Below are 21,158 nucleotides of genomic sequence, written 5' to 3'. Positions count from 1 at the left end.
CATTTCTACGAGCTGGTTGACGCGCTACGCGAACCCAGTCCCACAAAATCTCCATGCGATTTAGGTGGATTGAGCCGACAGCAATCGGGACGCCTTCTCGAGCAGATGCATTCCGGTCAAGTCGTGGGTCGGGTCTCGCCCGAGCATACACGTTGCCGCTGTCGCGATAGTTGTGCTGGCAAAGCATTACGGCCCGCAGCCAGCGGGCCGGTCGATGCAGCAGCGCCGATCAATCAGTTATTGCTGGTCAGCGCGGCCTTCGACACCGGCAACTCGGGCGGTGTGGCATCCGCGATCTGGCCGGTAGTCCGGTGGGGGGTCTGGGCGGTCATCCAGTCTGCACTGATCTGGATCGTCAGCATGAACAACAGCGCCACGACCAGCGCCTGCGCGGCCCGCTGGAACGGACGGGCGGATAAACGAACAGACGCCTCGAGGCGATCAGCATCCATCGACACAGAGGAAATCCCGTCGGAGATCGGGAGAAGCCACGGCTCACTCGGAAGAGCCTGAAGCCCTCCCATTTCATGAGCGCCCGGCAGGTTCTGGAACAGTCCGCTGGACATATCCGTACTCCTGGTTGGTGAGTGGCAGCCCAGTGTGGAAGGCTGATCGTTCATGTTCAGTTAATATGACTTTTCGTTCATTTCAAGTTCAGGGTCGGAACACGCTGATCCAGCTCTCCGATCTTTCGCAGGCATGACCCGCAAGCCGGCTCCCCCCTTACCAAATTTCCCCGACGGGTATCGTTCTGAGCCGAACGTCAGAATCCGTGCGATGGCAGGGTTCGGTGCGTGGACTTAGCTGCGCAGCCCCGGTGCCTCCTGGCCCGTCCGTGCGACGTACTCAGTGTAACCGCCGCCGTACTGATGGATGCCGTCCGGCGTCAGTTCGAGGACCCGGTTCGATAGGGCTGCAAGGAAGTGCCGGTCGTGGCTCACGAACAGCATCGTACCCTCATAGTTCGCGAGCGCCGCGACGAGCATCTCCTTGGTGCCCATATCGAGGTGATTCGTGGGCTCGTCGAGGACGAGAAAGTTCGGCGGATCGTAGAGCATCCGGGCCATGACGAGGCGCGCCTTTTCTCCGCCCGAGAGCACCCGACAGCGCTTCTCGACATCGTCGCCTGAGAAACCGAAACACCCAGCGAGCGCCCGCAGGGAGCCCTGACCCGCCTGCGGAAAGGCATCTTCCAAGAAGCCGAAGACCGTCCGGTCCCCGTCGAGGACGTCCATGGCGTGCTGGGCAAAGTAGCCAAGCTTCACGCTGCCGCCGACCGCGACGCTGCCGTCATCGGGCGTGGCGGTTCCGGTGACGAGCTTCAAGAGCGTCGACTTGCCGGCGCCGTTGATACCCATCACGCACCAGCGTTCACGCCGGCGGATCGAGAAATCCAGGCCGTCGTAAATGGTTCGGCTGCCGTACCGCTTGTGTACGTTCTTGAGCATGACGACGTCGTCGCCGGACCGCGGGGCAGGCAGGAACTCGAAGGCAACGCTCTGGCGGCGCTTCGGCGGCTCGACCCGCTCGATCTTGTCGAGCTTCTTCACCCGACTCTGCACCTGGGCGGCGTGGGAAGCCCGTGCCTTGAAGCGTTCGATGAATTTGATCTCTTTCGCCAGCATCGCCTGCTGGCGCTCGAACTGGGCCTGTTGCTGCGTCTCGTTCAACGCCCGCTGCTGCTCGTAGAAGATGTAGTCACCCGAATAGGTGGTGAGCTGCCCGCCATCGATCTCGACGATCTTCGTAACGATGCGGTTCATGAACTCGCGGTCGTGCGAGGTCATCAGCAAGGCGCCCTCATAGCCCTTGAGAAAGGCTTCGAGCCAGATCAGGCTTTCCAAATCCAGGTGATTGCTTGGCTCGTCGAGGAGCATGACGTCGGGGTTCATCAGGAGGATACGAGCAAGCGCCACGCGCATCTTCCAGCCGCCGGAGAGCTTGCCGACATCGCCGTCCATCATCTCCTGCGAGAAGCTGAGGCCCGCCAGAACTTCGTAGGCGCGGCCCTCCAGGGCATAGCCGTCGAGCTCTTCGAAGCGCGCCTGCACTTCGCCGTAGCGCTCGATCAGCGCTTCCATCTCATCGGCTCGGTCCGGATCTGCGAGCGCCTGCTCGACCTCCTTCAGCTCGGCCCCGATCTCGCTGACGGGACCGGCGCCGTTCATCACCTCGGAGACGACGGTACGGCCGGACATCTCCCCCACATCCTGACTGAAATACCCGATGGAAATGCCGCGGTCGGAAGCGACTTGGCCCTCGTCAGGCTGCTCCTCGCCGGTGATCATCCGGAACAGGGTCGTCTTGCCGGCGCCGTTTGGGCCGACAAGGCCGACCTTCTCGCCTTTCTGTAGGGCGGCGGACGCCTCGATGAAGACGATCTGGCGGCCGTTCTGCTTACCGATTTTTTCGAGGCGGATCATGGGGTCACGGAAGTTTTGGCGGATGCAGCGGCCTTACGGCATGCTGCCTGCAAACGGTAGTGCAAGGCGGCACCGCGCCGGAACTCCGGACATTCGAAACCCTGATGGTTCCTGGAGTCCGAACGGGATAGGCTGACACATCCGTCCGCAGAATGGTTGTCCGCCCCAACGATGGTTCACACCGGCTATAACCCGGCGCTCGTCGCGCTGTCCGTCGCCATCGCGATCTTCGCATCCTACACGGCACTCGATCTCGTGAGCCGCGCGCGGGGTGCGGCAAGCCGAAGACGCCACCTCTGGATCGCCGCCGCTGCAGCCGCGATGGGCGGAGGCATCTGGTCGATGCATTTCGTTGGAATGCTGGCGTTCGAGATGGGAATGCCGGCTGCGTACGATCTTGGAACGACGCTCCTGTCGCTGGCTCTTGCCGTTACCTGCACCGGCGCCGGTTTCGCCTGGATCAGCCGGCGAGGGGCAACGAGACAAGATCTGTTCATCGCTGGCCCCGTGATGGGTCTTGGGGTCGCGGCGATGCACTACACGGGTATGGCCGCGATGCACGTCCCCGGAAATCTTGCCTATGATTGGCGCCTCGTCGGGATATCGGTCGCCATCGCGATTACGGCAGCGACGGCAGCGCTGTGGCTGACTTTGCGCCAGAACAGTGTGTGGCAGACGCTCATCGCGGCCAGTGTCATGGGCATCGCAGTCGCCGGCATGCACTACACCGGGATGGCAGCAGCCACGTTCACCGCCGAGGCCGCCGGCGCCCAGGCGGCGCACATTACAGACCTGGGTCAAGGCCAACAGAACCTCGCCCTTGCGGTGGCGGGCGCGACCTTCCTGATCCTGTTCCTGGCGATGCTGGCTTCGTCGTTCGACCAGCAACGGGTGCAAGAGGAACTCCGCGGCAGCGAGGCCCGCTTTCGTGCGGCCATCCAGGCCGTGCGCGGAGTTCTCTGGACCAATGATGCCGAGGGCAGGATGATCGGCGAACAGCCGGGCTGGAGCGCCATTACGGGGCAGAGCCCAACCGAGTACGCGGGTTACGGCTGGGCGAATGCCGTACATCCCGAAGATTCCCAAGCCAGTATCGAAGCTTGGAACGAAACGGTGAGGGCACGCAGGACCTTCGTCCACGAACACCGGGTGCGCATCGCCGATGGCAGTTACCGCCATTATGCCATTCGCGCGGTGCCAGTGACGAACGGCGATGGTTCGATACGAGAATGGGTCGGCGTCCATACCGACATCACCGAGCAGCGCCAAGCCGAGGCGGAACTGCGCGAATCGAACGAGGAGATCCAGCGTTACGCCTACATCGTCAGCCATGACCTCCGGGCGCCTCTGGTGAACGTGATGGGCTTCACCAGCGAGTTGGAGGCGACGCGGGCAGACGTCGGCGCCGCTCTCCAGGGGCATCCACAATCGGCCCGGATCGATGCTGATTTTGGCGAAGCGCTCGGCTTCATCCAGGCGGCCGTGAACCGAATGGAGCGGCTCATCGCGGCAATCCTGAAGTTGTCCCGCGAGGGGCGGCGCAGTTTTACGCCCGAACGCCTCGACATGACGAGCCTCCTCCAGCGCCTCGCCGCCGCGCAGCAGCACCAAATCGAGCAGGCCGGCGCGCGGGTGATCGTCGCCCCGAACCTGCCCCGCCTCGTCGCCGACCGGCTCGCCATCGAGCAGATTTTCGGCAACCTGATTGATAATGCTGTGAAATATCTCGACCCGGCTCGGCCGGGACGCATCGAGATCACGGCTGAGGCCCTCGGCGGCGGCCGGATCCGCTACCGTATCGCGGATAACGGCCGGGGCATCGCCGAACGGGACCACGCCCGGGTATTCGAGTTGTTCCGGCGGTCCGGCGCTCAAGACCGGCCCGGGGAAGGGATCGGCCTCGCTCATGTGAAGGCGCTGGTTCGCTCTCTCGGCGGCCGTATCGAGGTCGCGTCGGAACTGGGAATCGGCACAACCTTCAGCGTGACGCTGCCCCGCGAGACCGCTACAGGTCAGGGACAGAACGGGTCGCCGATGCGGCTCGCTGCCGAATAGGGGTGGAGCGAAGCGTGAACGCCGTCGAAATCGTCATGATCGAGGACGATGAGGGCCATGCGCGCCTGATCGAGCGCAACATCCGTCGCGCCGGCGTGAACAATACGATCCTGCCGTTCCAGGACGGCACCTCGGCACTGCACTACCTGTTGGGTGCGGACGGATCCGGCGAGGTCAGCGCCAAGCGGCACCTGCTCATCCTGCTCGATCTGAACCTGCCCGATATGACAGGTATCGACATCCTCGAGAAGGTAAAGGCGAACCCGCATACCAAGCGCTCGCCAGTCGTGGTCCTGACCACCACGGATGACCAGCGCGAGATCCAGCGCTGCTACGATCTCGGAGCCAACGTCTACATCACCAAGCCGGTGAACTACGAGGGCTTCGCCAACGCTATCCGGCAGCTCGGGCTGTTCTTCTCGGTCATGCAGGTCCCAGAAAATCCATGAAGCCTTCGCTTCCATGACCGCACCGACGCCCCCAGGCCGCGGTCGCGTCCTCTACATCGACGACGACCCTGGTCTGGGGCGGCTCGTGCAACGCGCATTGCAGGCGCGGGGCTACGCTGTAGACCTCGCACTCGATGGCGATAGCGGCCTCCGGCGCCTGGCTCAGGGCGATATCGACGTGGTGGCCCTCGATCATCATATGCCCGGGCAGACCGGCCTCGACATCCTCCCCTGCATCCGTGCCCTGCCGGAGGCGCCGCCGGTGGTCTACGTGACGGGATCGGAGGACAGTCGGGTCGCCGTGGCGGCCCTGAAGGCGGGTGCCGTCGATTACGTCTGGAAGGACCTGCAGGGCCAGTTCCGCGAACTCCTGGGCGAAGCGGTGGATACGGCCCTACGTCAGGAGGCATTGCGGCGCGACAAGGAGCGTGCGGAACGCGAAGTCCGGGAGGCGCGGGACCGGGCCGAAATCATGTTGCGGGAAGTGAACCACCGGGTGGCGAACTCGCTGGCGCTGGTGGCGGCCCTGACCCACATGCAGACCAACGCGGTCACCGATCCGGCGGCCAAGGCGGCGCTGCGGGAGATGCAGGCGCGGATTTCGGCGATCGCCGGTATCCACCGGCGGCTCTACACCTCCGATGACGTCGAGGCCGTCGATCTCGACGCCTACCTGGCGAGCCTGGTCGAGGAGCTTCAAGCGGCGATGAAGGCGGCCGGGCGCGACCATGCCATCCGCCTCGACGCGGCGCCGATCCGGCTCGCGACGGACAAGGCGGTGTCGGTGGGAGTCGTCGTCACGGAACTCGTGACCAACGCCTACAAGTACGCCTATCCGCCTGAAATCCCTGGAGAAATCCGGGTCTCCATCGCTCGCCAGGGTCCTGCCGGCCTGACCCTGACGGTGGAGGATGACGGCATCGGCTGGACCGGTGAGGGACAGCCGAGGGGGACCGGCCTCGGCTCCCGCATCGTCAAGGCGATGGCGGCGAACCTGCGATCGGCCCTGGTCTATGGCACCGGGAGCGCCGGAACCCGGGTGACGCTGTCGTTCCAAGGGTGAGCCGGTTCAGACCAAGGCGCCAGCGTTCATGATCCCGTCCGGGTCCAGAGCGTGCTTCAGGGCCCCGATCAGACGAAGCCGGGCCGGATCCGAATAGCGCTCCAGCAGGTCGCGCTTGAAGCGACCGATCCCGTATTCGGCGCTGTAGCTGCCGCCGTATTCCAGCGCGATCGTGTAGAGGTCACGGGCAAAACCGGCCTCGATCATGCGCGTGAACGCGAGCCGATCCTGACCCGGCGGCACGACGAGATTGTAATGCAGATTGCCGTCGCCGACATGGCCGTAGACGGAGAGGCGCACCTCGGGCAGGCGTTCGGCCAGCAGGAGGGCGGCGCTGGCGAGGAAGTCGGTCAGCCGCGAGATCGGCAGGGCGATATCGTGCTTGACCGAGCCGCCGGCATGCTTCTCCCCCTCGGGAATCGATTCGCGCACCGCCCAAAAGGCGCGGCGCTGCGCCTCCGATTGGGCGAGGACCGCGTCGGTGACCCAGCCGCGCTCCATCAGGCTTTCGAGGCAGCCCATCAGCACGTCGTCGAGGGGGATGCGGTTGGAGGAGGCGGTGAGTTCCAGGAGCACGGCCCCGCCGGGCCCCGCCCTCAACCCGATCTCGCCGCCGCGCAGATCGGCGGCGAGGCCGAGGGAGGAAGCCGAGATCAGTTCGAAGGTCGAGGCGAGGTCCGAGGTCTCCCGGCGCACGGTCGCGGCCATGTCCGGGATCGGCGCTCCGGCGGCGAGTTCGAGCCAGGCGGTGGCGCGCTGCGTTTGCGCCGGCCAGAGCTTGAGCACCACGCCGGTGATGATGCCCAGGGTTCCCTCGGCGCCGATGAAGAGTTGCTTCAGGTCGTAGCCGATGTTGTTCTTGCGCAGGGTCCGCATGTCGGAGAACAACGTTCCGTCCGGCAGCACAACTTCGAGGCCGAGGACGAGGTCGCGGGCCATGCCGTAGCGCAGGACCTGGAGCCCGCCCGCATTGGTGCCGAGATTGCCGCCGAGGCGACAGCTGCCTTCGGAGCCGAGGCTGAGCGGCAGGAACAGCCCGTCCGCCTCGGCCGCCTTCTGGGCGTCCGCCAGGATCGTTCCGGCATCGCAGGCCAGGGTGAAGTTCAGCGGATCGACGGCACGGATGCGGGTCATCCGCTCCAGGCTGACCACCAACTGGCGCCGGCCGGGTTCCGGCGTCGCTCCACCGACATAGCCCGTGTTGCCGCCCTGGGGCACCAGGCCGAACCCGCCTGCGCGGGCGAGCCCGACGAGGGCCTGGACCTCCGCGACGCTGCGCGGGCGCAAGACGGCCGGGGTCTCGCCCTGCATCAGGTCGCGGTGGTCGCGCGTGTACCGGGCGGTCACTCCCGGATCGGTGAGGACTCCGCCGACCCCGAGCACGGCTTCGAACGGGGCCAGGTCGTCGCGACTGGGGTCGTCGCGATTGGAGGCATCGCCATCACGGGCGTCGCGGTTCGACAGGGACTCCGACATGGGGCAGGGCTCTTCGTGGCTGGCGTCGCATTGGGTCGGCCGGTGCGGACGGACCATGTCGTGCGGCCGCGCGGAAGGGAAGCGTGCTTCCTCGCGTATCCGGCGTCCCGGCAGTTCCCGTCCTTGCCGCCATTCGGACTCTTCGGAAGGCTGGAATTCGACCTTGCCCAGGTGCGCGTGGGCGCGCCGATAGCGCCCGCGAATGCCGTCTGCTTCCCGAAACGCTGAGGCATAGTTGTGATCTACGCGGCCTCGTCCCGGGAAGACACCCGCGTGGTGAGCCAATGCTGAAGATCGGCGGGGGCCAGCGGCGGCGACATCCAGTATCCCTGTGCTTCCTCACACTGCCAGGTCCGCAGGATCTCGTAGGCCTGCCCGTCCTCGACACCTTCGGCGACGACGCGGAAGCCGAGCCCACGGGACATCTCGATGAGATGCCGCACAAGCGTTTGCCCCTTGGGGTCGTCGGCAAGATCGCGCACGAACGACTGGTCGATCTTCACCAGGTCCGCGGGCAGGTGCCGTAAGTAGGAAAGACTGCTGTAGCCGGTTCCGAAATCGTCGATGGCCACACGGATGCCCGCGCTTCGGATGGCCCGAAGCTGCTCCTCGACATGCATCCGGTTCTTGATCAGTGCGCTCTCGGTCACTTCAATCTCGAAGGCTGAGGGACGAATGCCGGCCTTTCGCAATTGCCCGATGAGGTCGGTCGCGAACTCGGATTGGTCCAAATTCGCCACCGAGACATTGACCGAGATGGCCAAGTCGATGGCCATGTTTCGCCAGGCGACGATCTGCCGAATGGCTTCGGCCATCACCCAGGCCGTGAGCGGACCGGCCAGATCGGTCTGTTCGACGAGCGGAATGAATTCGCCCGGTGAGACGGCGCCGAGTTCCGGGTGCTGCCAGCGAAGCAGTGCCTCGGCGCCGATGCAGTCTCCGGTGCTCAGAGCGATGCGCGGCTGATAGGTGAGCGACAGCTCCTGGCCGGAAACGAGCGCCGTACGCATGTCGCTCAGCAGCCGGAAGCGCCGCCGATGGTGATCGTCGGCGACCATCGAATAGGTGCTGACGGAATGGCCCGTGAGACGCGCCTCCTGGGCTGCGTTGTGAGCCATTCGGATCGCATCTTCGGCAAGATGTTGGCCGACCGCCAGCGGCGCGACCCCGATGACCGGGTTCAGCGCAATCCGCACCGGGGCCGAACTCAGGTGGTTGTGCAGCGTGCCAGCCAAGTTCCCGAGACGATCCTCGAGCATGGCCTCGCCGTGGAATGACGAGATAATCCATGCGAATTGGGCTGCCCCGACATGATAGACCTGTGTGCTCAGCCCAAGATTGCTGGAAATCACCCGGGTCGCCTCTCGCATGAGGTCTTCGATGACCCCGACACCCAGGACCCGTACCGCATCCGACATCTTGAGGGCGTCCATGACCTCAACCAGCGCGAGGTGACGCAGCCCTCCGTTTCCCGTGGCCGCCTGATCGTGAAGGTCCTCGAGCAGTTGATGCCGGTTCGGCAGCCCCGTGATCGCATCGACACGGCCGAACGCGTGCTGAAGTTCGACCTGCGCCATGACCATGGCGGCCAGATCGATGAGCACCGCCTGTTCCTGCTTGGAAACCTGGCGCGGCTCCGGACCGAGAACACACATGGCCCCGAGGCAGAACCCTTCGCGTGTGGTCAGCGGGGCACCTGCGTAGAATCGAATCCCGGATCGCGCCAGGAGGCTGTCTCGATAACTGGGATGCTCCATCAGGTCGGGAATCACCAGGGAACCGGACGTGTCCGCCACCTCAGCGCAGGGCGCGCGATCCCGGGGGATCGCCCAGTGATCGACGCCGACCCGGGATTTGAACCATTGCCGATCGCTGTCCGTCAGTGAAATGGCGGCGATCGGGAGATCGAACAGCTGGCTCGCCATTCGGGTGATGCGATCGAAGCTTTCGGCAGGAGGCGTATCGAGGAGCCTCAGTTGCTTAAGAGCATGAAGCCGTTCGTCTTCGGATTTAAGGGTCGCCATTGCCTAACTCATGTTAGTATTGCAGCGATGTTAGCGGCCAAATACGAACGCGAAACTAATGCTTTAGGCGAGTTCTACCCTCCTGACGGCTCTGTGCGCTTGCGCCACACCTCAATTGCGGATCGCAGGAGCGCCGTCATCGCGTCGTCAGGGCGCCGCATCGGCGGAGGCTGATTCCCCTATTCCCATCGGCCACCGTCCCGGCGGGTCCATCGGAAACACGACGTCCGAGGGCGGCCGCCGCTCGGACGAGCGCCGGTCGGTTCCGTCGGGATAGCATGGTTCGGCCTCGCCCCCGTGCCGCGCAGGTCCGCCGATCCGGAATAGGCACCGATCAGGCGGATGCCGGATCACTCCACATGGACGGCGAGTTTCATCTTGGGGTGCACGCCACACAGGACGATGAAGTCGCCCCGCTGCGGAAAAATCATCGTGGTGCGGCTGCCGGGCGCCTGGTCGCCGAAGTCGCGCCGAACGCCATCGGCCTCGATATAGGCGTGGTGGACGGCGGTCGCTTCCTCGTTCGACAGAACGATGGATCCCCCGGCCTGTAAGCTGACGGCCTGAAAGCCGAACCGTCGCGCTTTCTGGATGACGATGCCGGCGATGTTCGACGTCTCGGCATCGGCTTGGAGGCATCCAAGACAGCCCGTCAACGGCAGGACGAACAACCAACCGCGCCTCTTCCTCAGATCGCTCATAACCCGGCGCCGCTCTCCAACCCCTGATGCAAATCCTTCATCGAGAGCCTAAACGGCCACGGTTCCAAGATCGTTGCAATTTGGCGGATGGCAAAACATTTGTCGTTCGTAGTTGTTCGAGAGTGAATCAATCCATCGAAACCGTTCCGTCCGGAGCTAAGGCTTTCAAATCGACGCTTCGATATCTGTAACATATATCAAGTGTGCTTCATGCTCGCCTGCCATAACGTTTTTCGGAGCGAGCGTTCAGCTTGTAGGCCTGGGCTCGCCTCGTGCCCCCGGACCCGACCACTCTCCCGGTTCAGACAGGCCGACATCACCGCGTCGATCCGGCGAAGCCGTGCGTTCAAGGAACCGATGCAAGGAAAATTTCTCCGCCCTACGCCTCGGTCCTGTGCACCGGGTTCGACGATACGCCGCGCGTTCTCTGATATCGCTGCCATTCCGGCATCGTTGCACCGCCCCCATCCGAAAGAACGCCGCCCATGACCGATCATCCGGCAGGAATCCCGGACGCCGTGCGGGTGGGGCGTCCGACCGTATGGCGCAATCCCCATCGCCGGGCGGCGAGAGAGGTTCTGCCCGGTCTGGCGTTCGGCTTGGCCGAGGTCAGGGCGGCGGAGGCGCGCTGGCGCCGCTTCGATCCGCTGTTGGCCCGACTGTTTCCCGAATTGGAGACCGGGCGGATCGACTCGCCCTTCCTGCCGCTGGACCCGACACTCGCCGCCGAGGTCAGCGGCCTCGATGCGGCGCATCTGTGGGTGAAGGCCGATCACGACCTGCCGGTGACGGGCTGCATCAAAGCGCGCGGCGGCGTCTACGAGGTGCTGGTCACGGCCGAACGGCTGGCCTTCGACCAGGGCTGGCTGCGCGAGGGCGAATCCTACGTGCGCCTCGCCGAGCCCGCGATGCGGGCCGCCTTCGGAGCCTACACGGTTGCGGTCGGCAGCACCGGCAATCTCGGCTTCAGTGTCGGCGTCATGGCCCGCGCCCTCGGCTTCCAGGTCGAGGTCCACATGTCCCACGACGCCAAGGCGTGGAAGAAGCAGCGCCTGCGCGATCTCGGCGCCCGCGTGGTCGAGCATGCGGGGGATTACGGCAGCGCGGTCGCGGCGGCGCGCGACGCCTTCGCGGGTCGGGCCGACGCGCATTTCGTCGACGACGAGAGTTCGGTCGACCTGTTCCTGGGCTATGCGGCGGCGGCCTTCGACCTCGAACGCCAGTTGGACGAGACCGGGGTGCGTGTCGATTCCGACCACCCGCTCGTCGTCTACCTGCCCTGCGGGGTCGGGGGCGCGCCCGGCGGCGTCACCCTCGGGCTGACGTTGCTGTTCGGCGATGCCGTGCACTGCGTTTTCGTCGAGCCGGTCGCCGCCCCCTGCATGCTGGTGCAACTCGCGGCCGGACTCGACCGGCCGGTCAGCGTCTACGATATCGGCCTCGACAACCGCACCGCCGCCGATGGCTTGGCGGTGTCGAGCGCCTCGCTCCTCGTGGCCGGCACCGTCGGCGGGCTCATCGCCGGCGTGGTCACGGTGGCGGATGCGGACCTGTTCGCCTGGGTCCGCACCCTGTGGCAACGGGCCGAGATGCGCCTCGAACCCTCGGCGGCCGCCGCGTTCGCCGCCATCCGCCCAGCGCTCGCCAGCCTCCCCGAATTGCAGATTGCGACCCACGTGGTGTGGACGACCGGCGGTGCCCTGCTGCCCGAGGCCGAGTTCCGCAAGGCACTGGCGGGCGCTGCATAGGGCGAGGCGACGAGGGAGCGGCCGAACCGGCGGCGCTTGCGCGGCCGGGCGATTTTCCCTGCTACCGCGACCCCTTCGGCTTCCGGACCGCCCCGCACCCTTGCTGCTGGTTCGGGACAGACCGACCGGGTGGGTGATGACCCGGTCGGAACCGGCTCGCCTCAGAGCCCCGGCGGCGCCCAGATCGGGAGGGCGGAGGCGTCGACGGCGCGGGGCAGGAGCCCTTCGGCCCGGAACGCGTCGGCGATGGTCTGCTGCTCGGACAGGCCGGCGCGGGTGACCGGCTCGACCGCGTAGCTGCGGCGCCCGTTGGCCTGCAGCACGATGGCGGGGTCGAGCTTCCACAGGGCGCCGAGGCGCGCCGCGGCGGCCTCCGGGTTGGCCTTCACCCAGGCGCCGGTCTCGCGCAGCTTGGCGAACAGAAGGGTGAGCACGTCGGCGCGCTGTGTCGCGTAATCGGCACCCGCCAGGTAGTAGCGCTTGTACTGCGACAGGCCGGTGCCGTCGCGCAACACCCGGGCGCCGGTCTGCTGCTCGGCCGCCGACAGGAACGGGTCCCAGGCGACCCACGCCTCGACGCTGCCGCTGGCCAGCGCCGCGCGTCCGTCCGAGGGGGTGAGATAGGCCGGGCTGATCGCCTTGAAGGGCAGCGTCTCCGAGGCCAGGGCGGCGAGCAGCAGATAATGGCTGCCGGCCCCCTTAGTGACCGCGACCTTGCGCCCTTTCAGATCGGCGATGGACCGGATCGAGGACTCGGCGCCGACGAGAATCGCCTGCGCCTTGGGCGAGGCGGCTTCCTGGGCGATGTAGGTGATCCGCGCCTGGGCGGCCTGGGCGAAGATCGGCACGGTGTCGGCCACGTCCGCCGAGACGTCGATCTGCCCGGCATTGAGCGCCTCCATGATCGGAAGGCCGCTGGTGAATTCATGCCAGGAGACGGTCACGCCGAGCGGCGCCAGGGCCTTCTCCAGGGCGGAATCCTCCTTCAGGAGGGCGATCAGCGTCGAGGATTTCTGGAAGCCGATGCGGAGTTTTCCAGGCTCCGCCCGGGCGCCTCCGGGCAACAGGGCGAGGAGGCTGAGGCCGGCGGCGGCCTTCAGCGCGTGGCGACGGTCGATCATGGAAGCGTGTCTCGTTTTGTCGGAAGCATTGTGCGGAGTGCGCAGCGGTCAGGGATGCTTGTGGATCGGATCGACCCAGTGGACGGTCTCGGGGCGCTCGACCGGTTCGACATCGGTGATGTTGACCACCACGGCCTCGTTGTCGGAGCGCACCAGGACGCAGTTCAGCGGCTGGTCCGGATCGGCGTTGATCTCCTGGTGCGGCACGTAGGGCGGCACGAAGATGAAGTCGCCGGGGCCCGCCTCGGCCACGTATTCGAGCCGGTCGCCCCAGCGCAGGCGGGCGCGGCCGGAGACCACGTAGATCACGCTTTCCAGAGCGCCGTGATGATGCACTCCGGTCTTGGCGTCCGGGGCGATCGCCACCGTGCCGGCCCAGATCTTCTGGGCACCGACGCGCGCGTGGTTGATCGCCGCCTGCCGGAACATGCCGGGGGTCTGGGCGGTGTTGGGATCGAGCTTGTCGCCCGGGATCACCCGCACGCCATCGTGCTTCCAGCGATCCGCCGGGGCGGCATCGTCGTGCTCTCGGTGCATATGAGCTTGATCGGTCGGGTCGTGATCGTGGTCGCCGTGCATGTCTCGCCTCCTCCTGCGGTGCGGCTCATCGTACCGCGACGGCGGCGGGCGCGAAGCTGCGGTCGAGGATCGCGTCGGCCTTGGGTGCGCGCGCCTGTGGGATCAGCCCGGAACGGACGTACAGATCGATGTTGCGCTGCTCGTCGGCGATGACGGCCTCGTCGATCGGCACGGCACGGTACTGCGCCCGCGCGAACCAGCGCAGGGGCACCGCCTCCGGAAGGCCGATGAGCTTCGACCAGAGTGCGGCATAGGGGGCGGGGTCCTTCAGAGCCCAGTCGCGGGCCGCGACCAGACGTCGACCGAAATCGGCGAGCAGCGCACGCTTGCGCGTCAGGGCCGTATCGCTCGCGACCGCGAAGCTGAGGCCCGGCGTGATGCCGTTGCCGTCGCGCACCACGCGGGCGAGGCCGGCGAGTTCGGCCGTGGAGGTGTAGGGCTCCCAGGTCGCCCAGGCCTCGATGCTGCCGCTGGCCAGCGCGATCTTGGCATCCGCCGGCGGCAGGAAGCGCAGGGTGACCGCGCCGGCCGGAAGACCCGCTTCCTCCAGGGCCGCCAGCACGACCTGATGGCCGATGGAGCCGCGATTGGTGGCGATGCTCTTGCCCCGCAGGTCGGCGACCGTCTTCACCGGCGAGTCCTTCGCCACCAGGATCGCGAGCCCGTCCTGACGGTTGCGGAAAGCCAGAAAGGCCTTCACCGGCACTCCGGCGGCGGCCGCGAAGGTGAAGGGCGCGTCACCCACGCCTCCGGCATCGATCGCCCCGGCATTGAGGGCTTCCAGCAGGGGCGCGGCGGCTGGAAACTCGCTCCAATCGAGGCGATAGGGCAGGTCGGCCAACAGGCCGGCCGCTTCCATCAGCGCGCGGGCGTTGCCGCGCTGATCGCCGACGCGCAGCACCGCCTCGTCGGCGCGGGCCAGGGCCGTGAAGGCCAGGAGCGCGAGGGCTGTCAGGACGATCCGCATCACGCCGCCTCCGCTCGGGCGCCGCGTCGGGCGAGAAGCCGGCGGAAGGCCGGGATCAGGTCGCGACCGTAGGCGATGGCGTCCTCCAGCGGGTCGAAGCCCCGGATCAGAAAGGTCCGTACGCCGAGGTCGTGATAGGCCAGCAGCGCTTCGGCAACCTGCTCCGGCGTGCCGACGAGGGCGGTGGAATTGCCGGATGCGCCGGTCTCGCGGGCGATGGCGGTGTAGAGCCGGGCGTCGAGGCGGGTGCCCTGCGCCGCCGCGGCGAGCAGGCGGCGCGAGCCCTCGTTCTGCGGCGAGGCGGCCGGACCCAGGCCCTGCGCGGCGCGGGTCGCGCGGGTCCGGGCCAGGATGTCTTCGGCCCGAGCCCAGGCCGCGTCTTCCGTCGCCGCCAGGATCGGCCGGAAGGACAGGCTGAAACGCGGGTCGCGCCCGTGCGGAGCCGCCGCCGCCCGGACCTTGCCGATGGCCTCGCGGACCTGATCCAGGCTTTCGCCCCAGAGGGCGTAGGTGTCGGCATGGCGGCCCGCCACCGCGATGGCGGCCGGCGAGGCGCCGCCGAAATAGACCGGGATGCCGCCCTGGCGCACCGGTTTCACCTCGGAAAAACCGCGCACGATCCGGTAATGCGCGCCAGCGAAGTCGAAGGGTTTCGCGGCCGTCCAGACCTGACGGACGATGGTCAGGAATTCGTCGGTGCGGGCGTAGCGCTCGTCCTTGGTCAGGTGATCGCCGTCCTGCGCCAGTTCGCGGTCGTCGCCGCCGCTGATGGCGTGAATGGCGACGCGTCCGCCGGTGAGCTGGTCGAGGGTGGCGAACTGGCGCGCCGCCACGGTGGGGGCGGTGAAGCCGGTGCGGTGGGCGATCATCAGGCCGATCCGGTCGGTCACCGCCGCGATCTGGGCCGAGAGCAGAAGGGCGTCGGGCGCCGTCGCATAGAAGGCCACCAGAATGCGGTCGAATCCGCCCCATTCATGGGCCTGCGCCAGCAGGTTGAGGTAATCGCGATCGATGGCGGGGCCGGCAGCCGCATGGGTTTCCGACTGGTCGCGCGGGGCGGCGAACCCGATGAACTCGACGGCATCCGGACTGAGGAAGCTCATGGGGTCTCCTGGGCTTGGGGCGAGTGTCGACGGCGCAAGATTTCAAACGTGCTGGGTTCGGCCCGCTCCGACGGGTCGCAGCGATCCCCCCAATCGTCCTTTCGCCGCATCGTGAAGTCAACGAGAACGTTCGTTTTTCAGAACGATGCCTCACAGAAGATCTTTCCAATCCGCATGGCTCGGCGAGAAATTCGATCGCAAGACCAAGATATCCGGATGGAACCCGCGAAGATCTTTGACCAACCTGGCTTTGGATCGACGAACACCCAAGCGCCTTGTTCTTTAAAACGGACGATCCTATGACAGCGCGACGCCTCGGGAGTGGACCCCATGACCTCACAAACACGGCCGTTGCCCGTTGCGGTGATCGGCGGCGGGTTCAGTGGCCTGATGGCGGCGGAGCGTCTGCTGGGCGCGCTCCCGCCCGACCGCCCGGTGCTGCTTTACGAGCGCAGCCGCCCCTTCGGCCTCGGGCTCGCCTACGCCACCGCGAACCCGGATCATCTGCTGAACCTGCGGGCGACACAGATGAGCGCCGACCCCGACCGTCAGGACGACTTTGCGGAGTGGCTGGCCCGCACTCCGTTCGATGTCACTGAGCGCAGGGGCATCCGCGTCACCGAAGCAGGGACCTTCGCGTCGCGGGGCGTGTATGGCCGTTATCTCGCCGCCCGCTGGGAGCGCGTGGTCGCCGGGGCGGGCGACCGGCTTCAGGCGATCCATGCGGGGATCGTCGATGTCGAACGAACCCCCGAGGGCTTCGTGCTGCACGACGGGGATGGAACGACCCGACGGGTGGCCGGCCTCGTCCTCGCCATGGGCAACCTGCCGGGGCCGGTCGTCGCAGCGAGCCGGTACCGGCGCGATCCCTGGCGGCCGGACACGTTCGGGTCGCTCGACCCGGACCGCGATGTGCTGGTGATCGGCACCGGCCTGACGATGATGGATTCCGTCGCGACCCTCCGGCATGCGGGCTTTGCGGGCCGCATCGTCGCCGTATCGCGCCGGGGATTGCTACCGAAGCCCCACGCGCCGGTCGCGGCCAGGCACCGCCCGAGCCTGACGCCCGAGATCCGGGCCTCGGCGCGCAAGCTCTTCGGCGCGGTTCGGCACGCGGTCGCGTCGGCCGAGGCGGCGGGGGCGGATTGGCGCGGGGTGATCGACGCCCTTCGCCCGGTGACCGACGAACTCTGGACCGGCTTGCCCCCGACCGAGCAGGCCCGGGTGCTGCGCCACATCCGGCCTTACTGGGACGTGCACCGCCACCGCACGGCGCCACCGGCCGCCGAGGCCATCGCCGCCGAGATCCGGCGCGGGCAGCTGGTCGTGCGGGCCGCGCGCATCGTCGCCCTCTCCGATACGCCGGAGCATGCGGTGGTGACCATCCGCCCGCGCGGAACCCGGGATCGCGAGACCATCGCGGCCCAGGCAATCCTCGACGCCACCGGCTTCAGCCGCCTCGCCGAGACCGAGGATCCGCTCATCCGCGCGCTGCTGAGACGTGGCCTGATTCAGCCCGGTCCCTTCGGCCTCGGCATCGCGGCGACGCCCGGCGGTGCGGTGACCGGGCCGGAGGAGGGCCGAGCGACCGATGCGCCGCTCTGGGCGTTCGGCCCGATGCTGCGCGGTGTGCTCTGGGAATGCATTGCCGTACCGGATATCCGCGACGCTGCCGGCGACCTCGCCGACCGCGTGGCGGGGCGGATCTCAAGCTGATGCGATCCACCGGCGCTCAGGCTTGCTCGTCACCGCCGGGCAGCACGTTCTCTCGAAGAGGCCCCGGCCATCCGTTTGCGCCTACCGCCGGCCGGAACTTCAGAAGCACTTTGCCCAGGCGATCCGGTAGATTTCTGCCGTCGGCGGTCCCAATCAGCCGCCGGATGGAGAGGAGTCCCTTGCCGATGCCTGTGCCGATGTCCACGTCCATCTCGAACCCCATCTCCGTCCGCCCATCCTGCTGCCGCTGCCGCTGGCCGATCGAGGGAGCATGCGCAACGGACACGAGGATCGGGGACCATCGTCATGGAACTTCACGTCAGATCGACTGAGAGCGCCGGACCGGCCGGTGGCGCCGCCCTGTTCGGGCCACGCAGCCTTCGGCGCAGCTACGGCAGGGCGGCGGCCGAGGCGGCCATCGAGAATGGCCTGCTGCCGCACGAACTCTCCGCCCTGCTTGCCGGGCGCCGCGTGGTCGAGGCGTTCCCGGTGGCGGGCCGCGAGAGCCTTGCCGATTACGCCGACCGCGCCGTCGCCGAGATGATGGTGGCCTATGTGAGCCAACCCCTGGCCTGAGCCCGCCCATACCGGCAGGCGGGCGGGCCAGGTGCCGAGCGAACTCAAACGTAGAAACGCCCCGAGGATCGCTCCTCGGGGCGCGCTTCGACGAAAGCGGCCAGATGATCGGGACTGGGGAGCGCTTCGGCCGAACCGAGTGCTCTCGCGGTCTTAGTAGGCGCCGAACTTGTAGTTCAGGCCGGCGCGGACGACGGCGAACTCGGTCCCGCTGTTGCGGTTGGTGAAACCGGGCTGGCGGTAGAGCACGTTGTTGGTGTCGACGGCGTAGACGCCCGGGCTCTTGTTGCCCTGGTCGAGGTTCACGTACAGGCCTTCGACCTTGAGCGTGACGGCCGACGAGCGGAAGAAGTTCAGGAACGAGTCGGTGGGGAGCGCGTACTCGATACCGCCGCCAGCGGCCCAGCCGGTGCGGAAGCTGTCGTTGCCGCGGTAGCCGCCGAACGAACGCTCGTTGCTGCCGGCGCCGTAGGCGAAGCCGCCGGTGCCGTACACCAGGGTGCGGTCGAAGGCATAGCCGACGCGACCGCGGACGGTGCCGAAGTAGTCGAGACCGGCCGTGCCGCGCGGATCGACGAAGGTGACGCCGGGCGCGGGGGCGAAGCCGGGGGTCAGGATCGCGGCGGTGCGGCTGCGGCCGAAATCGACATACTGGGCGTCAGCCTCGACACCGACGACCAAGCCCGAACCCGGGGTGAACTGGTGGTTGTAGCCGATCTGACCGCCGCCCGTGAAACCCTCGTTGGAGTTGTTCGAGTAGGCGATCTGCGACGGGCTGCTCGGTCCGACATCGAGGTTCGGGAACACGTTGTTGAAGACGTTGCTCTGGTTCTTGGCCGTATCGAAACCGTAACCCGCGTTGAAGCCGGCATAGAAGCCGGTCCAGGTGAACACCGGCACCGGCACGAAAACCGGGGGAGCCGCGCGGCGGGGAAGATCGGCGGCCGAAGCTGCAGCCGTCAGGCCGGCGAGCACGGTGGAAGCGACGAGGATTTTCTTGATCATTGGTTTTCAGGCCCGGCTCGAAGACCGCATTCACGATGCGTGTAAAACTTGTCTATCCAGAGTCCAGGCGAGTCCCTAGTGCATCGATGCAACACTAGAGACTTGTTTGAGATTCCGATCGATTGTGTGAGGCACGGTCATATTCAGTGGATACGCCGATAAATTTCATGGAATGTTTATAAAAAGCAATCAGATCGGCTGCATGGCCCGAATCTTAGACGAAATATATTTTCTTCGACTCAGAGATATTATTTCAGTATTGATAGATAAGCCGGATGATTTGGACATAAACGGAAGAAACCATCTTCATTCAGGTCTTATCCGATTAATATTCAGACGGCTCCATCACGAAGACCTTCGGCGAGTTGCAGCGCTTCGAGCACAGCCTTGCCGATCCGGTCCGCTTCGTCTTCTCCAGCCGGGTTGGCGAGAACCACTGCCACATGCCTCGGAACCGACAGACCTTCGGCGCCGACCGTGACCTGCAACTCGTCGCCATGCGGTGCCTCGATGCGGCGCAATCCGACGCGAAGCCCCGCCGCCTCGCCGAACACCCGCTCCAGGCCCGCAAGCGCGGCCCGGCCGGTTCCGAAATCGCCGTTGATCACGTCAGCCATGAGGAAAAACCCTTGAGTTCCGCGGACGGGCCGCGTCGGACGGACGGCCCGGCATGGGCCGCCCGCGACGTCCTAGCGCTGCCGCTCAATGCAGCGCTAGGACGTCGACCATTCCCGCTTGACCTCCTCCGCCGGCCGATCGAGCCGCACGGTGCCGCCCTCGACGGAGTGCACGAAGTCCACGGGGATGAAGTGATGCAGGCCCCCGGCCTCCGGGTCCGTCTTGGTCAGCTTGATCTCGCCCTTGTCGACGTGATCGACCGTGCCGACATGGGCGCCATCGGAGCCCACCACGTTCGCGTGTTCCTTGATCTGCGCGACATCGACCATCGGTTTCACTCCCTGTTGCAATCTCAACGGGAGCGATGAGGCGGTGTTCCGAGAAGCGGACCGATCCAGCTTCAGTGGCTCGTCGAGGGCTCCCGGGGCCGTTCCCGGCGGGCCGCCCGGGCCATGTTGATGAGTTCGCGCGCCGTCAATCCGCGCGCCGGGAGATCGGTCTCCTCGGGCCGGGTGGTCATGAGGGGTCGGCCTTGCGCAAGGCCGCTGGACCGGAGGTTCGAATCATGCCTGCGCCAGAGCCGCCGAAGGCGCTTCGCGCGCCCGTCCTTCGGTCCGCCCTGCGTTTCCACCGCCATGCATCGTCTCTCCGCGTCTGTTGCCGGCCGATAGCAAAGCTTGGCCGTGGGCGATATTCTTGAAGTGGGCGCGCCCCGCTCTAGGGGAGGCGGGTCGGCCGGCCCCGCGCCCTGGATCGGCGACGTTCACGCTTCCTTAACCCTGTTCGTTCACACAGGGGGCAAGCCGGTGGCGGTCTCGGACCACCTGACCGGCAACGGCCATGCTGCCGGATTCCTGTGACGCCGGATGTACGCGCACAGGAATCCGATCGGCATGGCCGTTGGCATTGGCCGGCCCATGTGCCGCCGGCGCGCGGCGCGTCTGAACCGTCTTCCGCTCATCGGCGTTGAACCGTCTGTCTCCCGGGCGTCCGCGCACAGGCGCAACGCCTCCACCCGACGGATACGGACGATCGACCATGGCCCTCTTCTTCGCCCTGTTCCTCATCGGAACCCCGATGGCTCTCGCCGCCTTCGAACTGTCCCGCCTTCGGGCGACGCGTCCCCTCTGAGCGGCGACGCCGGCCAGCTGGCGCGGACGTTCGTTGCACGTGCGGGTCAGCGGCCCTTGTGCGGCATCAGCTTGCGCGGATCCGCAACGGCGTCGCGGCAGGACGGGTCGCCCTCGGCGTTGAGGTCGATGGCGCGCTGAAGCGCCATCTTGGCCTCGGACAGCTTGTCCTCCCGGGGGTTTTTCGTCCGCTCAACTTCGGGAAAGGCGGGCGTGTTCACCGCGCTCCCGCCGGCCGGAGGGCGCAGGCAGGTCATCCGTGCGGGGTGTGCGTCGCGAACGACGATGTCGTGTATTCGAACCCAGGATCTCTGAGCCTCGGAACTCGAACAACAACATTTCCTTGTATCTGCTCTCGTTAACGTCAAGCTGGAACTGGATATCCTCTGGTCGATTGATCTCGA

The 21,158-nt window shown here is 66.6% G+C and carries 21 protein-coding genes; 6 read left to right on the top strand and 15 right to left on the bottom strand.

What is annotated here, in order from left to right:
• Positions 1 to 233: 233 nt before the first annotated feature.
• On the bottom strand, positions 234 to 566 hold the full coding sequence (locus J7U37_RS08735; protein WP_247635460.1) for a hypothetical protein: 333 nt from the start codon (positions 564 to 566) through the stop codon (positions 234 to 236).
• 234 nt (positions 567 to 800) lie between these two features.
• Positions 801 to 2,423 (bottom strand): ABC-F family ATP-binding cassette domain-containing protein, encoded by a 1,623-nt coding sequence (locus J7U37_RS08730; protein WP_247635459.1) that lies wholly within the window; start codon positions 2,421 to 2,423, stop codon positions 801 to 803.
• Positions 2,424 to 2,594: 171 nt separating this feature from the next.
• On the opposite strand from J7U37_RS08730, the gene J7U37_RS08725 reads away from it, so the two are divergent.
• Genes J7U37_RS08725 through J7U37_RS08715 form a run of 3 tightly spaced genes read left to right on the top strand, consistent with a single transcriptional unit; the run spans position 2,595 to position 5,990 of the window.
• On the top strand, positions 2,595 to 4,478 hold the full coding sequence (locus J7U37_RS08725) for an MHYT domain-containing protein (protein ID WP_247635458.1): 1,884 nt from the start codon (positions 2,595 to 2,597) through the stop codon (positions 4,476 to 4,478).
• 35 nt (positions 4,479 to 4,513) lie between these two features.
• A complete protein-coding gene (locus J7U37_RS08720) occupies positions 4,514 to 4,927 on the top strand; it encodes a response regulator (protein ID WP_056186660.1) in 414 nt (137 codons plus the stop codon).
• Positions 4,928 to 4,940: 13 nt separating this feature from the next.
• Positions 4,941 to 5,990 (top strand): response regulator, encoded by a 1,050-nt coding sequence (locus J7U37_RS08715; protein ID WP_247635457.1) that lies wholly within the window; start codon positions 4,941 to 4,943, stop codon positions 5,988 to 5,990.
• 6 nt (positions 5,991 to 5,996) lie between these two features.
• Here the strand turns inward: J7U37_RS08715 and J7U37_RS08710 are convergent, their stop codons facing one another.
• The 3 genes from J7U37_RS08710 to J7U37_RS08700 form a co-directional block, all read right to left on the bottom strand.
• Positions 5,997 to 7,466 (bottom strand): FAD-binding oxidoreductase, encoded by a 1,470-nt coding sequence (locus J7U37_RS08710; RefSeq protein ID WP_247635456.1) that lies wholly within the window; start codon positions 7,464 to 7,466, stop codon positions 5,997 to 5,999.
• 242 nt (positions 7,467 to 7,708) lie between these two features.
• On the bottom strand, positions 7,709 to 9,490 hold the full coding sequence (locus J7U37_RS08705) for an EAL domain-containing protein (RefSeq protein WP_247635455.1): 1,782 nt from the start codon (positions 9,488 to 9,490) through the stop codon (positions 7,709 to 7,711).
• Between the two features lie 350 nt (positions 9,491 to 9,840).
• Entirely contained in the window at positions 9,841 to 10,161 is a 321-nt protein-coding gene (locus tag J7U37_RS08700) for a hypothetical protein (protein ID WP_247635454.1), read from the bottom strand.
• A 515-nt stretch (positions 10,162 to 10,676) separates the two neighbouring features.
• Here J7U37_RS08700 and J7U37_RS08695 point away from each other — a divergent pair.
• A complete protein-coding gene (locus tag J7U37_RS08695) occupies positions 10,677 to 11,939 on the top strand; it encodes a D-serine ammonia-lyase (protein WP_247635453.1) in 1,263 nt (420 codons plus the stop codon).
• A gap of 161 nt (positions 11,940 to 12,100) precedes the next feature.
• Here the strand turns inward: J7U37_RS08695 and J7U37_RS08690 are convergent, their stop codons facing one another.
• Genes J7U37_RS08690 through J7U37_RS08675 form a run of 4 tightly spaced genes read right to left on the bottom strand, consistent with a single transcriptional unit; the run spans position 12,101 to position 15,709 of the window.
• Positions 12,101 to 13,060, bottom strand: a complete 960-nt coding sequence (locus J7U37_RS08690; RefSeq protein WP_056186547.1) for an aliphatic sulfonate ABC transporter substrate-binding protein — start codon at positions 13,058 to 13,060, stop codon at positions 12,101 to 12,103.
• Positions 13,061 to 13,108: 48 nt separating this feature from the next.
• Positions 13,109 to 13,639: a cupin domain-containing protein gene (locus tag J7U37_RS08685; RefSeq protein ID WP_056186544.1), complete on the bottom strand. Its 531-nt coding sequence runs from the start codon at positions 13,637 to 13,639 to the stop codon at positions 13,109 to 13,111.
• A 25-nt stretch (positions 13,640 to 13,664) separates the two neighbouring features.
• On the bottom strand, positions 13,665 to 14,606 hold the full coding sequence (locus J7U37_RS08680; RefSeq protein ID WP_247635452.1) for an ABC transporter substrate-binding protein: 942 nt from the start codon (positions 14,604 to 14,606) through the stop codon (positions 13,665 to 13,667).
• Positions 14,606 to 15,709, bottom strand: coding sequence for an LLM class flavin-dependent oxidoreductase (locus tag J7U37_RS08675; protein WP_247635451.1), 1,104 nt, complete (start codon positions 15,707 to 15,709; stop codon positions 14,606 to 14,608). The genes J7U37_RS08680 and J7U37_RS08675 overlap by 1 nt, the downstream gene beginning before the upstream one ends.
• Positions 15,710 to 16,039: 330 nt before the next feature.
• On the opposite strand from J7U37_RS08675, the gene J7U37_RS08670 reads away from it, so the two are divergent.
• A complete protein-coding gene (locus tag J7U37_RS08670) occupies positions 16,040 to 17,425 on the top strand; it encodes an FAD/NAD(P)-binding protein (protein ID WP_247635450.1) in 1,386 nt (461 codons plus the stop codon).
• Positions 17,426 to 17,441: 16 nt separating this feature from the next.
• Here the strand turns inward: J7U37_RS08670 and J7U37_RS08665 are convergent, their stop codons facing one another.
• Positions 17,442 to 17,636 carry a hypothetical protein gene (locus J7U37_RS08665; RefSeq protein ID WP_247635449.1) on the bottom strand — a complete coding sequence of 65 codons (195 nt, stop codon included), beginning with the start codon at positions 17,634 to 17,636 and terminating at the stop codon, positions 17,442 to 17,444.
• Between the two features lie 95 nt (positions 17,637 to 17,731).
• Here J7U37_RS08665 and J7U37_RS08660 point away from each other — a divergent pair, with 95 nt between their 5' ends.
• Positions 17,732 to 18,001 (top strand): hypothetical protein, encoded by a 270-nt coding sequence (locus tag J7U37_RS08660; RefSeq protein WP_247635448.1) that lies wholly within the window; start codon positions 17,732 to 17,734, stop codon positions 17,999 to 18,001.
• 153 nt (positions 18,002 to 18,154) lie between these two features.
• Here the strand turns inward: J7U37_RS08660 and J7U37_RS08655 are convergent, their stop codons facing one another.
• The 5 genes from J7U37_RS08655 to J7U37_RS08635 form a co-directional block, all read right to left on the bottom strand.
• A complete protein-coding gene (locus tag J7U37_RS08655) occupies positions 18,155 to 19,006 on the bottom strand; it encodes a porin family protein (RefSeq protein WP_200935795.1) in 852 nt (283 codons plus the stop codon).
• Between the two features lie 332 nt (positions 19,007 to 19,338).
• Entirely contained in the window at positions 19,339 to 19,623 is a 285-nt protein-coding gene (locus J7U37_RS08650) for a hypothetical protein (protein ID WP_056479404.1), read from the bottom strand.
• A 96-nt stretch (positions 19,624 to 19,719) separates the two neighbouring features.
• Positions 19,720 to 19,953, bottom strand: coding sequence for a DUF2171 domain-containing protein (locus tag J7U37_RS08645; protein WP_056479407.1), 234 nt, complete (start codon positions 19,951 to 19,953; stop codon positions 19,720 to 19,722).
• A gap of 71 nt (positions 19,954 to 20,024) precedes the next feature.
• On the bottom strand, positions 20,025 to 20,261 hold the full coding sequence (locus J7U37_RS08640; RefSeq protein ID WP_247635447.1) for a hypothetical protein: 237 nt from the start codon (positions 20,259 to 20,261) through the stop codon (positions 20,025 to 20,027).
• Positions 20,262 to 20,801: 540 nt separating this feature from the next.
• The gene (locus J7U37_RS08635; RefSeq protein ID WP_247635446.1) at positions 20,802 to 20,975 is read right to left on the bottom strand and encodes a hypothetical protein; all 174 of its coding nucleotides are present in this window, start codon (positions 20,973 to 20,975) and stop codon (positions 20,802 to 20,804) included.
• Positions 20,976 to 21,158: the final 183 nt, after the last annotated feature.

It is taken from the genome of Methylobacterium sp. 37f (assembly GCF_023093475.1).
GTDB lineage: Bacteria > Pseudomonadota > Alphaproteobacteria > Rhizobiales > Beijerinckiaceae > Methylobacterium.
The sequence above is the reverse complement of the archived record's forward strand: the minus strand, read 5'-3'. Positions and strand labels throughout refer to the sequence as shown.

Coding starts and splice junctions, on each gene's coding strand:
- J7U37_RS08735 (WP_247635460.1), bottom strand. CDS start 566: ATGTCCAGCGGACTGTTCCAGAACCTGCCGGGCGCTCATGAAATGGGA.
- J7U37_RS08730 (WP_247635459.1), bottom strand. CDS start 2,423: ATGATCCGCCTCGAAAAAATCGGTAAGCAGAACGGCCGCCAGATCGTC.
- J7U37_RS08725 (WP_247635458.1), top strand. CDS start 2,595: ATGGTTCACACCGGCTATAACCCGGCGCTCGTCGCGCTGTCCGTCGCC.
- J7U37_RS08720 (WP_056186660.1), top strand. CDS start 4,514: ATGATCGAGGACGATGAGGGCCATGCGCGCCTGATCGAGCGCAACATC.
- J7U37_RS08715 (WP_247635457.1), top strand. CDS start 4,941: ATGACCGCACCGACGCCCCCAGGCCGCGGTCGCGTCCTCTACATCGAC.
- J7U37_RS08710 (WP_247635456.1), bottom strand. CDS start 7,466: ATGTCGGAGTCCCTGTCGAACCGCGACGCCCGTGATGGCGATGCCTCC.
- J7U37_RS08705 (WP_247635455.1), bottom strand. CDS start 9,490: ATGGCGACCCTTAAATCCGAAGACGAACGGCTTCATGCTCTTAAGCAA.
- J7U37_RS08695 (WP_247635453.1), top strand. CDS start 10,677: ATGACCGATCATCCGGCAGGAATCCCGGACGCCGTGCGGGTGGGGCGT.
- J7U37_RS08690 (WP_056186547.1), bottom strand. CDS start 13,060: ATGATCGACCGTCGCCACGCGCTGAAGGCCGCCGCCGGCCTCAGCCTC.
- J7U37_RS08685 (WP_056186544.1), bottom strand. CDS start 13,639: ATGCACGGCGACCACGATCACGACCCGACCGATCAAGCTCATATGCAC.
- J7U37_RS08680 (WP_247635452.1), bottom strand. CDS start 14,606: ATGCGGATCGTCCTGACAGCCCTCGCGCTCCTGGCCTTCACGGCCCTG.
- J7U37_RS08675 (WP_247635451.1), bottom strand. CDS start 15,709: ATGAGCTTCCTCAGTCCGGATGCCGTCGAGTTCATCGGGTTCGCCGCC.
- J7U37_RS08670 (WP_247635450.1), top strand. CDS start 16,040: ATGACCTCACAAACACGGCCGTTGCCCGTTGCGGTGATCGGCGGCGGG.
- J7U37_RS08665 (WP_247635449.1), bottom strand. CDS start 17,636: ATGGACGTGGACATCGGCACAGGCATCGGCAAGGGACTCCTCTCCATC.
- J7U37_RS08660 (WP_247635448.1), top strand. CDS start 17,732: ATGGAACTTCACGTCAGATCGACTGAGAGCGCCGGACCGGCCGGTGGC.
- J7U37_RS08655 (WP_200935795.1), bottom strand. CDS start 19,006: ATGATCAAGAAAATCCTCGTCGCTTCCACCGTGCTCGCCGGCCTGACG.
- J7U37_RS08650 (WP_056479404.1), bottom strand. CDS start 19,623: ATGGCTGACGTGATCAACGGCGATTTCGGAACCGGCCGGGCCGCGCTT.
- J7U37_RS08645 (WP_056479407.1), bottom strand. CDS start 19,953: ATGGTCGATGTCGCGCAGATCAAGGAACACGCGAACGTGGTGGGCTCC.
- J7U37_RS08640 (WP_247635447.1), bottom strand. CDS start 20,261: ATGGCGGTGGAAACGCAGGGCGGACCGAAGGACGGGCGCGCGAAGCGC.